Source organism: Aeromicrobium sp. JJY06 (assembly GCF_044069275.1).
GTDB lineage: Bacteria > Actinomycetota > Actinomycetes > Propionibacteriales > Nocardioidaceae > Aeromicrobium > Aeromicrobium tamlense.
In genome coordinates this window covers 1-13,202 of sequence record NZ_JBIMRD010000004.1, presented here as the reverse complement: position 1 = coordinate 13,202, position 13,202 = coordinate 1, and the positions used below count along the sequence as shown (strand labels likewise).

The 13,202-nt window shown below is 64.5% G+C and carries 17 protein-coding genes; 13 read left to right on the top strand and 4 right to left on the bottom strand.

From position 1 onward, the window contains the following. Positions 1 to 35: 35 nt before the first annotated feature. Positions 36 to 1,793, top strand: a complete 1,758-nt coding sequence (locus ACGWYL_RS16270) for a recombinase family protein (protein WP_395487734.1) — start codon at positions 36 to 38, stop codon at positions 1,791 to 1,793. Here the strand turns inward: ACGWYL_RS16270 and ACGWYL_RS16265 are convergent. Then, entirely contained in the window at positions 1,783 to 1,992 is a 210-nt protein-coding gene (locus tag ACGWYL_RS16265; RefSeq protein ID WP_395487733.1) for a hypothetical protein, read from the bottom strand. The two genes, ACGWYL_RS16270 and ACGWYL_RS16265, sit on opposite strands and share 11 nt — an antisense overlap. Before the next feature lie 17 nt (positions 1,993 to 2,009). Here ACGWYL_RS16265 and ACGWYL_RS16260 point away from each other — a divergent pair, with 17 nt between their 5' ends. Then, positions 2,010 to 2,522 carry a very short patch repair endonuclease gene (locus tag ACGWYL_RS16260; protein WP_395487732.1) on the top strand — a complete coding sequence of 171 codons (513 nt, stop codon included), beginning with the start codon at positions 2,010 to 2,012 and terminating at the stop codon, positions 2,520 to 2,522. Positions 2,523 to 2,543: 21 nt separating this feature from the next. On the opposite strand, the gene ACGWYL_RS16255 is transcribed toward ACGWYL_RS16260, so the two are convergent. The 3 genes from ACGWYL_RS16255 to ACGWYL_RS16245 all read right to left on the bottom strand — a co-directional run bounded on the left by ACGWYL_RS16255 (position 2,544) and on the right by ACGWYL_RS16245 (position 5,353). Then, positions 2,544 to 3,281, bottom strand: a complete 738-nt coding sequence (locus tag ACGWYL_RS16255) for an Eco29kI family restriction endonuclease (protein ID WP_395487731.1) — start codon at positions 3,279 to 3,281, stop codon at positions 2,544 to 2,546. A 33-nt stretch (positions 3,282 to 3,314) separates the two neighbouring features. Further along, positions 3,315 to 4,526, bottom strand: a complete 1,212-nt coding sequence (locus tag ACGWYL_RS16250; protein WP_395487730.1) for a DNA cytosine methyltransferase — start codon at positions 4,524 to 4,526, stop codon at positions 3,315 to 3,317. Positions 4,527 to 4,636: 110 nt separating this feature from the next. Beyond that, entirely contained in the window at positions 4,637 to 5,353 is a 717-nt protein-coding gene (locus ACGWYL_RS16245; protein ID WP_395487729.1) for a hypothetical protein, read from the bottom strand. Between the two features lie 152 nt (positions 5,354 to 5,505). Between ACGWYL_RS16245 and ACGWYL_RS16240 the strand changes: the two genes are divergently transcribed. From ACGWYL_RS16240 to ACGWYL_RS16190, 11 genes are all read left to right on the top strand, one after another. Continuing rightward, positions 5,506 to 5,670 (top strand): hypothetical protein, encoded by a 165-nt coding sequence (locus ACGWYL_RS16240; RefSeq protein WP_395487728.1) that lies wholly within the window; start codon positions 5,506 to 5,508, stop codon positions 5,668 to 5,670. A 211-nt stretch (positions 5,671 to 5,881) separates the two neighbouring features. Then, positions 5,882 to 7,048: a hypothetical protein gene (locus ACGWYL_RS16235; protein ID WP_395487727.1), complete on the top strand. Its 1,167-nt coding sequence runs from the start codon at positions 5,882 to 5,884 to the stop codon at positions 7,046 to 7,048. 99 nt (positions 7,049 to 7,147) lie between these two features. Continuing rightward, complete coding sequence (locus ACGWYL_RS16230) at positions 7,148 to 7,393, top strand: hypothetical protein (RefSeq protein ID WP_395487726.1); 246 nt, start codon at positions 7,148 to 7,150, stop codon at positions 7,391 to 7,393. 140 nt (positions 7,394 to 7,533) lie between these two features. Further along, the gene (locus tag ACGWYL_RS16225; protein ID WP_395487725.1) at positions 7,534 to 8,175 is read left to right on the top strand and encodes a hypothetical protein; all 642 of its coding nucleotides are present in this window, start codon (positions 7,534 to 7,536) and stop codon (positions 8,173 to 8,175) included. Between the two features lie 1,354 nt (positions 8,176 to 9,529). Next, positions 9,530 to 10,087, top strand: coding sequence for an antirestriction protein ArdA (locus ACGWYL_RS16220; protein ID WP_395487724.1), 558 nt, complete (start codon positions 9,530 to 9,532; stop codon positions 10,085 to 10,087). 100 nt (positions 10,088 to 10,187) lie between these two features. Further along, positions 10,188 to 10,496, top strand: coding sequence for a hypothetical protein (locus ACGWYL_RS16215; protein WP_395487723.1), 309 nt, complete (start codon positions 10,188 to 10,190; stop codon positions 10,494 to 10,496). 287 nt (positions 10,497 to 10,783) lie between these two features. Then, the gene (locus ACGWYL_RS16210; protein WP_395487722.1) at positions 10,784 to 11,026 is read left to right on the top strand and encodes a ribbon-helix-helix protein, CopG family; all 243 of its coding nucleotides are present in this window, start codon (positions 10,784 to 10,786) and stop codon (positions 11,024 to 11,026) included. Continuing rightward, positions 11,023 to 11,475 (top strand): hypothetical protein, encoded by a 453-nt coding sequence (locus ACGWYL_RS16205; RefSeq protein ID WP_395487721.1) that lies wholly within the window; start codon positions 11,023 to 11,025, stop codon positions 11,473 to 11,475. The genes ACGWYL_RS16210 and ACGWYL_RS16205 overlap by 4 nt, the downstream gene beginning before the upstream one ends. Then, positions 11,468 to 12,007, top strand: a complete 540-nt coding sequence (locus ACGWYL_RS16200; RefSeq protein ID WP_395487720.1) for a hypothetical protein — start codon at positions 11,468 to 11,470, stop codon at positions 12,005 to 12,007. Before ACGWYL_RS16205 ends, ACGWYL_RS16200 begins: the two co-directional genes overlap by 8 nt. Then, positions 12,004 to 12,537, top strand: coding sequence for a hypothetical protein (locus ACGWYL_RS16195; RefSeq protein WP_395487719.1), 534 nt, complete (start codon positions 12,004 to 12,006; stop codon positions 12,535 to 12,537). Before ACGWYL_RS16200 ends, ACGWYL_RS16195 begins: the two co-directional genes overlap by 4 nt. Then, positions 12,534 to 13,163, top strand: a complete 630-nt coding sequence (locus ACGWYL_RS16190; RefSeq protein ID WP_395487718.1) for an HNH endonuclease — start codon at positions 12,534 to 12,536, stop codon at positions 13,161 to 13,163. The genes ACGWYL_RS16195 and ACGWYL_RS16190 overlap by 4 nt, the downstream gene beginning before the upstream one ends. Positions 13,164 to 13,202: the final 39 nt, after the last annotated feature.

Genomic DNA, 13,202 nt, shown 5'->3' with positions numbered 1-13,202 from the left:
TACACCATCTGAGCAATGTACGTAGAATGAGAAACATGTCGAAGCGTGCCAAGCGAGCTGTGATCTACACCCGCATCTCTCGCGATGACACAGGAGAAGGCGTTGCCAACGATAGGCAGCGCGAGGACTGCCAGAAGCTTGCAGACCTTCGCGGCTGGGAGGTCGTGCCAGTGGACGGGAAGCCGTCCGCCGATGACGTGTCGATCTCTGGCTACTCAGGGAAGAACCGTCCCGCCTGGAACCACGTGCTCCACATGATCGAAGCGGGGGAGGTAGACGTGGTGCTCGCCTGGCACATGGACCGCATGACCCGCTCGATGCTTGACCTGGAGAAGCTGATCCTGCTCGCTGACGTGCACGGCGTAGGCATCTCCACCGTGCACGGGGACATCGACCTGACCTCTGACGTGGGCCGCATGGTCGCTCGCATCCTTGCCGCTGTCGCTCGAGCTGAGGTCGAGCGCAAGGGCGCTCGCCAGAAGCGGGCCAATGAGCAGCGAGCCCGACAGGGCGAGTTCCGTAGCAGCGGCTTCAGAGCATTCGGCTACACGCTGCAGGGCGAGGTCGTGGAGAAGGAGGCAGCCCTCATCCGCGAGGCCGCCGAGGAGGTGCTCAACGGCGCTCCTCTGCGGTCGATCGTGCGTCGCTGGAACGACATGAGAGTCCCGACGCCCCGAAGCCGAAAGAACATGAGCGGCTGGACGCACAACAGCGTGAGAAGCATCCTCCTCAATCCGAGGAACGCGGCAATCGCGACGTACAACGGCGAGATTGTCGGCAAGGGTAAGTGGGAACCGCTCTTATCTGAGGAGACCCATATCTTGCTCGTTGCCATGCTCAACGACCCCGCCCGAACCAAGGGCGCGGATCAACGCGAACTCGGGAACAAGCCTCGGAACCTGCTCTCGGGCATCGCAACCTGTGGCGAGTGCGGTTGGAAGGTCGAGGCTGGCTCGGCTGGAGGCCGGAAGGTTTACAAGTGCTCGAACCCGTATGGAGACCATCTCACGACAGACCGAGTCGGAGCTGACCAGATCATCCGCTCGGCTATCACGCTCGCGATCGGAACCACAGCCCCCGGCACGCTGACGAAGCCGAGGGAGAAGACCGTCCCTGCTGATCTGTGGGAGGAGCGTCGTCGTATCAACGACCGACTCAAGAAGCTAACCGTCTCCTGGGCTGAGGGCGTGCTCACGGACGAGATGCTGAAGGCCGGGTCGGAGTCGCTCAAGAGCCAGCTCGAAGAAGTAGAGCGCCGGATTGAGTCCGCTGCCAGCGAGCCGGACGACACGGATCTGCGCTGGGAAGAAGCGCGCAAGTTCGCCTCGCTCGACCTGTGGGCCCAGCGCCGTGTTCTCACTGATCTCGCCGAGATCAAGTTGTGGCCGAAGTATCGAAAGCGGAACGTCCCCCTGAAGCAACAGGTGACCGTTTACCTTCGGGGCACCTACGCCTACAGGGGCAAGCGCGACGGTCAGGGAACGGGCTGGAGTGGCACCAAGCCCGGTGCGACTCGCGTACGCCTTTGGCCAGCATTGGACGAGCGCAGTGGATCGGCGCCTGACCCCTCCGCAGCTACGTACGAAAGTCTCGCGGACGTTCTGGTGCGAGAGCAGCCGGATGGAGTGACCACCCTGTCGACCGCCGCTCAGTGGCTCACTCAAGAAGGGCACACGAACCTCGCCCCGGGTGGTTTGCCGGGAAAGTTGTCCCCGCTCGTCCGGTACGTCAGAGGGCAGACGCGTGGCGCTACGGGCTGGACCCGGAAGAAGATGAGCGCCGTCAGAACTTGAACGTGCGACCCAACTTGGAGATCTGCTTGTCGAGGTCCCGCATCGTCTTCTCAGCCTTACGTGCTTCGCCGCCCTCATCCACGAGTTCAATGGCGTGTCCACGCCCGCAACGCACGGTCCGCTGCCGACTGACGTCAGCCAACTTGACCTTCACGTTCGCCCCGCACTCCGGGCAGTCGATATCGAAGTCCATGTCCATCGCGCTTCTCCGCTCTCGTGGCCGTGCTCCAATCGTGCCGGAAACCACTGACAAAAACGGCACGTCGCACGCTGACATACGTTTGTCACGTGGCCCGCTCGACTCCGTCTCCGACTACTCCAGGCCGGCAGAGCGCCATGCGGCAGCAGAAGACGAAGGACACCGCTCCGGAGCGCGCCCTGAGAGTCGCTCTGAGGGCTCGCGGGCTTGTCGGCTACCGGAAGCACTATCGGGCCCTCCCCGACCTGCGAAGGACTGTTGACGTCGCCTTCGTGGGCGCTCGCGTCGCAGTGGACGTGCGCGGGTGCTTCTGGCACGGTTGCCCCGATCACTCGCGGCGAGGCACCGCCAACTCTGCGTGGTGGGACGAGAAGCTGGCCCGGAACATCGAGCGCGACCGAGACACCGAACAGCGGCTCTCCGAGTCCGGCTGGCTCGTCCTCGTGGTCTGGGAGCACGAGGACTCCGATGAGGCGGCTGAGCGCGTCAGCGACGTCGTGAAAGCGCGCCGCAAGACGCATGCTCCCTAGCGAGCCGCGAAGCGGCGGGGCTCAGTCGTCTTCGGCTTCCGGCAGAGTCGGATTGGGGTCGACCGTAGGCATCGACGCCACGCTCGCAATCGCTCCGCTCGGCACTGCCGGAAGCACAGACGCGAGATGCGCCCGGACGAGATCCATGACTTCGCTCTGGCTTTTTGAGTTTGGCTTGTACGTGTCCGCCCAATACACGGGATCAATCTGCCCACGCGGTGTGCTGTTGCGACCCGGATGCAGAGTGTCCCAGAGCGAGAGCTCACCCTTGTCTCGACCGCTTCCAGGCGCGTGGTTGCCGAACCCGTCGAGCACTGAGTTCCAAACCGGCGCGAACTTCTGGAGCAAAACAGTCTCGCCGAGGGGAACCCAGATTGGTTCAACCACGAGCCATCGGAAGTAGAAGTCCTCGCATTCAAGGTTCTTCGCTTGGGTCACCGACCTGCGGTGCTCGTGAAGCCGTTCGTAGAGCTTCTTCGAAGACGTGGCGACGTTGAGGCCCTTTCGCCCACCCGGAGGGTCTGCTTTTCCCACATAGATCGGCACGCCCACGCCCCCGGTGGGAACGTCGGCGTTTGCGGCTCCGAGCGCCTCGTACGGCGGCGCGTCGCCGACGTAGTACACGGCGTAGACTCCAGCGCCCGTGAACGAGCTCATCTGATCGGCACAAACCGGGGTCGAGCTGAGCAGCGCATTGCCCACACTCTCGCCTAGATGCTCCATGTCGAGCGGGTTGAACGGCTTTGGCGTCTGCGTCACGCCCAAGACCCTAGCTTTACGGCCGGCTGACCGTCAGGCAGACGCGCGCTTTTGCTTCTTCGCTGCTCGCGCGCGCATGTCCGCGTGTTGCAAGTGCTGGGCGACGCTCTGGCCGACCTTCTGGGCGAGCAGCACCGGCACGGCGTTGCCGAGTTGGCGCATCGCTTCTCCCCATGCTCCGTGCAACTCGTAGTCGTCGGGGAACGTCTGCAAGCGTGCACTCTCACGCACGGTGAAGTAGCGGATCGAGCCGTCAGGACGACGAAGCATGTTCTCGCCTCCGGGCACGCCGTGACCGCCCGCCTTCAACGCCTTCGAAGGCAGGTCGATAGGCGAGCCAGTGTGTCCGGGGTAGGAGCGAGCACCGGGTTGGAGCACGTGGTTCTTGAACTTCCGGCTCCCGTTGAGCGTCGGCGTCGGCAGGTCGGAGATAGCGTCCCGGACGGTCTGCCACGGCTCGCCCAACTCGGCAGGGTCAAGCACGTCTCGAAGAGCGGCAACGCGGTTCACCAAGCGAGGGCTCAGCGGCTCGCGGTTCCGCTTCGCCACCTTGTGCCGCTCCCAATACGCACCTGTCACCCACTGGTCGTAGAGCAGAGCGTCGAAAGAGTGGGACTCGGCGGGGAACGACCACTCGGCGTCGAGGTCGGAGCGGAAGCCGACGATGAAGACGCGGTGCCTCTGCTGCGGGACACCGTAGTCAGCAGCATTCACGAGCGTCGGCACCACCTTGTAGTGGAGGCCGTCGGCGCTTGCCGTCGTGTGCTCAGCCTGGAGCCGGTGGTAGTGGTCGAGCCATGACTCACCCTCGCGGCTGACGAGTTCAGGGTGGGCAAGTTGAAGTTGAATGTAGGAGAAGTAGTTGGCGAACGCCGTCCGGGTGAGCCCACGGACGTTTTCAAGGATGAACGCCTTCGGCTGCAATCTGCGGATCACGTCGATAGCGGCAGGGAACATGTCTCGCTTGTCGTCAGCGGCTCGTGCCTTGCCGCCCATACTGAACGGCTGGCACGGCGGTCCGCCCGTCACCACATCGACGTCCGTGACCTCTGACCAGTCCACATTGCGCACGTCGCCTTCGTGCACGCGCCACGGGCCGACGAGCGGGTAGCCAGCGGCCTTGTTCTGCCGCACGGTGTCACAGGCCCATCGGTCCCACTCGACCACTACTTCGGGATGGAAGCCGGCCGCCTCGCCACCGAGCGCCAGTCCACCTGCACCTGCGAAGAGCTCTACCGACCGCACAGAGAGGACACTACCCACACCACACGACGAAACACGCATCCTCGCCGTACGACGAGCCGTGGACTCGTATCACAAGACCCCGACACGTCCGGCGACACGCGGGAACGCGCCTACCCGCTTTCCGATGAGTAGTAGGAGTCGATCTTCGTCCGCGCCTGCCGCAGCAGCTCACTTCGCACCTCAGCGGGCTTCAAGCCCGTCTGACGGGCGCGCCTCTCAATCTGAACGTCGAGCCATGCACGCTGAGGAGTGCCGAGGCCATCGCCGGCGAGAAGGTCGACAGCGGCCTCCGCCGCCCCCAGCTCGTTCTCGCCAACTAGATGTTCGAAGATGTCCGCGCCATAAACCAGGACCATGCCTTCGCCCGTGAGCCAACCGCCTTCGATGAACCGCTTCGCCTTCGCGATGTCGGCACGCCATCGACCGGGCTGTCTGCCGAACCGCTCCGACCAGGTTGCCGCCGCCTTCCGGCGACGATCGGGCGGGAACGCAAGGTACGCGCGAGCGAGTTCCGCGTAGTCGCGGTCACTGCGAGCTGCTCGACCTCTTCTATCGGCCCGGAATGACGGCGGGGGGTCGCTGGGGCGCGACAGGACGACGGAAGCGCCGTTATGCACCTCTCTCGCCTGGGCTCTTGCCGACTCAAGCACGTTGGCCCACGCAAGGTTCCGAAGCCGGTCAGCGGAGAGAGTCGTGCCATTCGTCGCCACGACCTGGATACCGATGACCGACCAGTCACCGGTACCACGCTCAGACTCCACGAGGGTCACCGTCGCCACGTGCTCTGCGTGTGGAACCTCGCAGGTGTATGCGTGCTCGCTCTGCATGTTGCTGATCCTCGATCTTTCGCTCGGCCTCTATCCCTGCGCACCATTTCCTAAAACGTGCGGTTCTGCCAGCATAACAGAGCGTTTCGCTACGTTGGTTGCTCGCCGAGGAGCGGCGAGTAAGACAACCCAAGGAAAGGAAGTGAGCACCCTTGCTCATCAACAAAGCCGAGGCGAGCCGTAACGCATTCGGTCCCGCGTGCGGAGTCGACGGCGGGGAAGCCGACGACGACGAACGCTGCAACGGACGATCGGGCGCAGCCGAGCGCAACCTGTTGCACGAAGTGATCGGCCTGCGCGAGGCGGTCGGCCGATGAGCGAGCGCCACGACCTCACATCCCAGCAACAGGCGGACCTACGTGCAACCGGCCTCGTGGCGCAAAGCGCCGACGAGTGGCGGCATCCGTCGGGTTCGTTTCGTCTCGATCCGATGTCTACCGACTTCGGCCCGGTCCGGCGTAAGCGTGTCGACCGGGTGACACACGAGGACTTGACCGACCTGACTCATGTCAACAGAAAGGCAGCTGTATGACCACCATGACCGACGAGGCAACGGAGGCAAAGGCGTACGAGAACCTCACAACGAGCATCAACGAGTTGCGGACTGAACGGACCCAGGCCGGCAAGCGGTTGATCTCCGCCGGTATCGAGGCTGACGCGAAGATCCGCGCCGAGCTGGACAACAACCTCAACGAGGCGCGATCCGTAGTCGACGCCCTCGCAAGCACGCTGGCTGCCGCGAGAAAGGCCAAGGCTGGCCTGGACAAACGCATCGACGCCGGTTATCACGCGACCGGAGTTGAGGTAGCAGAGGCTGACGTGACCGTGAGGGCCACGCAGGGCAAGCTCAAGCCTGCTGAAGCAGTTTTGCGACGAGCTGAGCGGGCTCTGGCCCCGTTCCTTGCGGACAACCATCTTGCTTTGCTTGTGGCGGAAACCATCGCTGGCTTGGTGGACGTGCCTGTGTGCGTGCGGAAGCGGCCTGCCGATGCGACGGGGATCACCAACGGCGTGGTGCTCAGTCAGACCGAGCCGACTGCCGCCTACGGCACGCTCCGGGCAAACGGCAAGGTTCGGGTCACCGAGGTCGGTGTCACTGGCCTGGACGCCGAGACGCTGGAGGGCGCTCTGCGGGATCTCGGGTCCGAGGTCGCCGTCGAGTCTGGCGTCATCGACTTCGAGGTGGCGCAGTGGCCGGTGCCTCGGCTGGCTCGACCGTCTGCGGACTCCGTTGAGACGTACGTCAAGAGGTTTGGTCGAGCGTGGGATGCACACGTGGCGGAGCGGGCGAGAGCGGCGAAGTTCCGCGAGCAGGGCTATCACGCAGTTAGTGAGAGCGGCCTGACCGGGTTGTTCAGGCTGCGATCGCTCGACTTCGTGGCGAACGACGGTCAGGCGGTCGCGACCGTGGCGATCTCGATTGCCGCACAGGACGGATCGCGGGACCTTCCCTCCGAGTCCCTGCGGGTGAAGCTCTCTGAGTTGGTGGAGCTCTGGCAGGAGGAGACGGAGGGCGGCGTCACGGGCGCGGGCGAGATCGTGAGGATCGAGATCCTCGACACGGACACCACGCCTGGCGCGTGGCGCGTGTGGGACGCCGATGAGGTTGACCACAAGATGGCCCAGCCGGTCTATCCGGCGACTCTGGAAGCGACGCTCAGGGTCGAGTTCCGTTACGAAGCAGCGGAGGTATGAGCGGTGGGGTACATCAATCCGTACTTGCCGACGCGGACGTACTTGGATGGCAGAACGCGCCTCGAACGGAAGTGGGAGCGCGAGGACCACGCCGTACACATGGCTGAGGACGGCATGTATGCGGCGATCCAGCGCAGCAAGCGAGACGAGCGTCCGGCGCTGCTCGACGGTTACAAACGCATCCCAGGGGCATCCCGAAGCGGGGCGCTCGACCCGCAGACCCGATCTCGGATGCTCTCGCAGGAAACTGCGGGGCTGATCGAGTTGCAGCGCGACCAGTACGGACAACTCATCGGCTATCGGACGCGCGAGAAGTTCAGCGACTCGGAGACGAACCGAGCCTGATCACCTAGGCACGATCTCTGCGCCCCAGCGAGACGGACGCTGACCGGGAGGGCGGGGCCATCCCGTCCGGGTCCGCGTCCGTCTCACCACCGCCGAGGATCATCAGCCAGTTAGAAGCCCGATGAAAGGAGGAGGCAACGATGAAGAACAGCGCACTGACTGAGTGGCGCACGCTCAACCTGGAGACCGGCGAGACCCAGACCGTCAGGCTCGCTCGCACGGGGCGACGTGGCCGCAAGCCCACGCTCAAGAGCATCCACACGCGTCTCGCAAAGGCAGTGCAGCATCCTCCCTCGCGTAACTCGGTGCGCCTCATGGTGAGCGGTCAGGAGACTGCCGTGGTAGCGGGCGGCGCGGCAGGCGTCGAGTTCACCGAACGAGTGGAGCACCACGGCACGTTGCTGGCGAAGCGTGGCAGTCTCTTGGCGTCAGAGGCATGGCCGCCCTTCGGCCAAGCGGCCCGCTGGTACGCCGACGTGATCCAGTGCGTACCTCGCAGCGGACAGGTAGTGGCACGACAACTCGCACGACTCTGCGGTGAGGACTCGCGAGTGACCGTGCCCCTTCGGTCGCTCGCAGATGCGGTCGGCAGGACTGACAGCGCGGGTCGTGCTCGCGCCTACGCCGAGCGCGGGATCGAGTGCTTGACCGAAGCGGGATGGCTCTCCACTGAGACGACCGGCGCGGGACAGAACATCATCACGACGTTCTACCTAGAGCCCGGAGATACCGGACTCGACTGGTTTCCCGAAGACGGGGACGACTGGGCTGAGCTCAATTGAACCCACTTGTGGCCAGAGTAAGACGCGTCGTTGAGTTAACCCCACTTGTGGCCAGAGTAAGAGCCTGCCTATTGACGGTCACCATTTGCACGTAGACCGAGGACCGAAGACAGCGAGCCCGCTCGGCGGCTGCGCCGCCTCGAGGCTCGTCCCGCTAACCAAGTAGTCGGCGCTCGGCCAATGCGTTACAGCGGCGAAGACTGAGGGGCCGAAGGCCCCCATTTCCGGAACCCCAGCGGGTCACCAAGAAGCCGGCTGAGGGGCCGAAGGCCCCACCTGTGCAAGCCAGTCACCACATTGCCGAGAGGCCGCTGGCGCAGACTCCGGACCCCTTGCCGCTGCCGAACCGCTGGCGTGCAGGAGTGATCCGCGAGCACGGGCCTGACGGCCCGTCTCGCACGCACTGACCTACCAACCAAAGGAGATCTACCAATGTCCAGTACCCCCAGGGCACCGAGCCCAGACGACAGGTTCGGCAAGCTCACAGTCACTCGCCAAACTGAGCCGAAAGGCAGCCACCGCATGTGGCTGTGCCGCTGCGACTGCGGCAACGAGGTGACGGTACGAGCGAGCGACCTTCTCCGCCGCACAAGGTCTTGTGGCTGCACGGGAGGCCGCCCACGCAAACAAGACGGGATCGACCGTGGATATGAGCGAGTACATGACCGAGTACGCCGCGCCCGCGGCCCTGCCGGTGACCTCGTGTGCGTCGACTGCACCGCATACGCCGACCACTGGTCCTACGTCGGTGGCTGCGACGACGAAGCCGTCAGCCCTGATCGGCTTCGGTACTGCGAGCACCAAGCGCACTACCAACCGCGGTGCCGCTCCTGTCACAGCCGGTCGGCCGAGGTGGACCGTCGACTTTCAGGCGAGTCAAAGCACGCCTGCTGACCTACCCGTGAAGCATGGCCCGCGTAGGTTTCCCGTCGACCTACAGACCTGCGCGGGACGCCTGCTGCTATGACGTGGCGGTGGGGTCGCTCCCCTGGGCGGGGGCATACCCCCGCACCCGCCGCTCCCCAACTGACCCGCTGGCCCGGGTGAACCACCGTGCATCACCTGCACCGCTGGCGACCCCCTCCCCGGGGCTGGCGGCACGCCCGCACGGCGGCGATGTCAGCGCGCTGCCCCCCCCGAAACGTGTCGACAGTGTGCCGCTGACCCGCGCTGATCGCGTGTCGGCGCTCGTCATAGGCCATACCTGAGTCACATCGGGTGCATCAGTTCACGCTCAGATCCGAAGAAGTTCGCACGGATCGCGGCGTCGGGGTTGTGGTGTAGTTACACCACATGTAAGGTAGTTCGATGCTGGTGTAGTTGCACCAGCCTTCCGAGCCGAGGGGACCACAACATGACCACGATGACCACCGCCAGCGGGCCCGCTGCCCGCGCTTGGATCGCGTGCCTCGCCTGCTACAACTCCGGCGATCTGGTCGGGGCTTGGTACGACGCTGCACAAGCCGACGACGTGGCCATCGACGCCCTGCACGTGGACTCGGGGACGATCACCCAGGCCTCCTGCGAAGAGATGTGGGTGATGGATCACGAGCACCTGCCGCTCCGGGGCGAGTGCTCCCCTGCTGAGGCTGCCGAGTGGGGTCGCCTGCTGGACGACGTGGACGAGCGGCAGCGCGACGCTCTGCTCGCGTGGGTCCGCTCCGGTGACTACGTGGCCGAGGCCCACGGCAACCTGCCGAGCCTGCCCGACTTCGAGGAGCGGTACGCGGGCGAGTGGGACTCGTTCACCGAGTACGCCGAGGAGTTGGCCAAGGACACGGGGATGCTCACTGACGTCCCCGAGTGGGCTCGCCCATACTTCGATATGGACAAGTTCGCCCACGACTTGGCGTTCGACCACACGACCGAGCCCGCACCGGGTGGAGGCTTGTACGTCTTCCGCTCGCTCTGATCGGGCGAAACCGCTGAACGTGGGATGGACGCTCAGCGGTCCCGGTGAGGGTGGCTCCCTCCCGGCTGATGAGCCGAGCCAAGACAGAGAGGATGATCCCGTGGCTGACATGACAGGCCCCGTCTGCCTTGACGAGTTGGTGACCGTGACGGCGACCTATGACCCCGACGTGCGATGGAACGGCTTCCTGTGCCCTCGCATGGATCGCGAGGCCGTGGAAACCGTAATGGCTGCCTTTCGCGAGTACGACGGGGAGACCGACCCTGAGCCACCGTCACACCGCTGGGACGGGGGCGCCCTGTTCGTGACCGAGCACGACGGTGACGACCAGTACACCGAGATCCTGCACCCGGATGATGATGGGCTCTACGCGCTGGGCGCTCGGGCTTGGGTCTGGAGCGAGGCGTGAGCGCCGGCATGACGCCCTTGAGCGTGGCCGCCCTGAGCCGAGCTCTGGACCGTCTCCACGAGCCCGGTGCCCCTGTGATCGCCTGGACTCCTGACGGGCAGGAGTTGGTGCCCGTGGTGATCGACGCGGACCTGGAGTGCATCCCGGCACTTTCGTGGGACAGCCGACGAAAGGTCTACGTGCTCCACTTGGCCGGGAGCGGAACGAGCCCCTAACTCCGAACGGGGAGCACTTGACATGGGATAGATGCCAAGTGCTCCCCTGCTGCGAGGTTACGACACGCGATAATGGACGACATGCCAGCGAAGCCAGACACTCGCAAGGGAGACCGCTCAGCGACCCGCACGCGGCCCGTCAGGGTCTCCGATGAACTCTGGGAAGCAGCCAAGGAGAAGGCCGCTGCAAACGGCGAGAGCCTGTCTGACGCCATCCGCCGCTTCCTCGCTGACTACGTGGGTGACCCGAACCTGAGAGGTCTGGCAGGTAGCGAGATGGACCGACGCTCGGGACGGACGCGTGCTGACGGATGAGCGCAGCGCACAACGGAGACAACGGGAAGACGCTTCAGGACATCGAAGCCGCTCGCCAGGTCTTCGCGACTCACATCTACGAGCCCGACCCGAACGCCAAGCGACCCGCATCGCGCAAGATCGGCTCGCTGACCGCAGACAAGAAAGACACCGAGGAGATCGCCGGAAGCCTGACCTTCGGCGTATCCGAGGACGCGGACGACAACATCGTTGTGCGGACGACTCAGTTCACCACGCGGGACCCCTTCAAGAGGCAGCACGTCGCCCTGCTGCTGGCGTACGAGTTGCGCGAGCACTACGGAGTCGAGGTACTGCATCCGTCAGGTATGACACTCACTCCCGAGGGCTCCAGGGTCATCGCTTCGCTTCAGCGTCGCGGCATCATGTCGTCCGACGAGGGACAAGACGACATGCACTCGCGGTTCGAAGGTCGCGATCCCGATGAGTGACTTGCACCGGGCGTTGCGGAAGGAGTGGGACGCCAAGATCCGGGCCGCTGGTGCCGGTGAGTGCGCTGAGCGAGTGTGCATCATGCCGACTCGACGGATCGAGCCGAACTCGGACTGGCACCTTGCCCATGACCACACGAAGGGCCCCGACGACTATCTCGGTCCAGCGCACGCCGAGTGCAATGTCTACGAGGCTCTGGAGCGGGGACACAACTGGCCCACTGCGCCCACCAAGGAAGAGTTGCTGGAGCGCCTGTTCAACCCCGTCAGGATGGTCAAGCAAGCCGATGGGACATGGATGGCGATGCACACTCGCTACGAGGTTCGGAGCCGGGATGGTGAGTTGTTGGGCACCTTCCCCACCCCAATCACTGACAGCTTCGAGGCCGTTCGCGCGCTGATTGAGAGACACCCTGGTGCCGAAGCGCGGTCCGCCGTGAGTGTGGACAATCCTTGCGCCGAGCACCCGGGATACGGCGCCGACAACTGCCCCGGATGCGGCACCGCAGCCGACATCGGAGGAATGGAATGACGAAGACCGAGATCGCGACTCTGGTGATCGGTTCCGGGCTCGCCGCTGGCCTCGTGAGCGGCGTCGTTACCTTGCTGGCTGGCCTCTGGGATCGACGCCACCGCACCAAGGAGCGCGAGGCGATCGAGAAGCACGAGGCCACGCTGCGCCGACAGGAGGCGCACGACAAGGCTCGCCCGGACTTCCTCCCCCAGGCTGAGCGGTTGGCGGCTTGGACCAACAAGATCGCCTACGACCTGCATCGGGAGTGGGGTGGCGACTTCATCTACGTCGGGACGAAGGTGACCATGCCGCAGTCAGAGGAAGAAGTGCTCGACCTCTACCGGCATATCATGTACCGGCACCCGAGCAAGCGAGTGCGGGAGAAGGCTCGCTCTGTCTACGACGGCGTCAACAACCAGTGGAGCGAGATCGTCGCCGGCGGGATCGCGGAGCCGACCTTTGAGCAAGCAGTTCAGTGGCAGACGGACACGGAAGAGCTGATCGAACTCATCCACTCCCCGGAACCTGCAACTCCGGCCAAGTCGTGAGCAGCAACGGCACGCCGGGCGAGGTCAACTACCTCCGCTTCTTTCGGATGCCCAGCCCGGTCAGGATCACCGGGCGTACGTCGAGCATCACGAACTCCTTCATCAACGGGATCATTCCCATCGTCGTCCCGACCAATGATGAAGTCCGCGCTGCTTTGGAGATCCTGGAGATGCTGGAGCAGGTCACGTGCGCGTACTGCGGCGACGTGTACACGGAGTGGGATCACCTTCGTCCCCTGGTCGTAAACAAGCAGCCCACCGGCTACATCTCCGAGATCCACAACCTCGTCCCGTCGTGCGGCAAGTGCAACCAGAGCAAGGGCAACAAGCACTGGCGCGACTGGATGTTCGGTCCTGCCGTTCTGTCCCCCAAGACGCGGGGAAGGAGCGACCTGGACCAGAGGGCCGAGCGGTTGACGGCCTACGAGGCGTGGGCGCCGCCTACGAGGCTCGACTTTGAACAACTCGTGGGCGCAGAGACGTGGGCGCTCCACTGGAAAAACTACGAGCACATCATCGGCCTGATGCGGGATGCAGAAGTTACTGCGACCGAGATCCGCGAGACGATCAGAAGCACGTACCTTCTCGCCGCTGATCGTCAGCCCTCACCCAAGACGGACCACTGACGCATTTTCTCTTGTCACCCATTTTGGGTAGTAGGAGTA

Coding starts and splice junctions, on each gene's coding strand:
- ACGWYL_RS16195 (WP_395487719.1), top strand. CDS start 12,004: ATGACGAAGACCGAGATCGCGACTCTGGTGATCGGTTCCGGGCTCGCC.
- ACGWYL_RS16270 (WP_395487734.1), top strand. CDS start 36: ATGTCGAAGCGTGCCAAGCGAGCTGTGATCTACACCCGCATCTCTCGC.
- ACGWYL_RS16245 (WP_395487729.1), bottom strand. CDS start 5,353: ATGCAGAGCGAGCACGCATACACCTGCGAGGTTCCACACGCAGAGCAC.
- ACGWYL_RS16225 (WP_395487725.1), top strand. CDS start 7,534: ATGAAGAACAGCGCACTGACTGAGTGGCGCACGCTCAACCTGGAGACC.
- ACGWYL_RS16265 (WP_395487733.1), bottom strand. CDS start 1,992: ATGGACATGGACTTCGATATCGACTGCCCGGAGTGCGGGGCGAACGTG.
- ACGWYL_RS16200 (WP_395487720.1), top strand. CDS start 11,468: ATGAGTGACTTGCACCGGGCGTTGCGGAAGGAGTGGGACGCCAAGATC.
- ACGWYL_RS16230 (WP_395487726.1), top strand. CDS start 7,148: ATGGCTGAGGACGGCATGTATGCGGCGATCCAGCGCAGCAAGCGAGAC.
- ACGWYL_RS16205 (WP_395487721.1), top strand. CDS start 11,023: ATGAGCGCAGCGCACAACGGAGACAACGGGAAGACGCTTCAGGACATC.
- ACGWYL_RS16220 (WP_395487724.1), top strand. CDS start 9,530: ATGACCACGATGACCACCGCCAGCGGGCCCGCTGCCCGCGCTTGGATC.
- ACGWYL_RS16235 (WP_395487727.1), top strand. CDS start 5,882: ATGACCACCATGACCGACGAGGCAACGGAGGCAAAGGCGTACGAGAAC.
- ACGWYL_RS16210 (WP_395487722.1), top strand. CDS start 10,784: ATGGACGACATGCCAGCGAAGCCAGACACTCGCAAGGGAGACCGCTCA.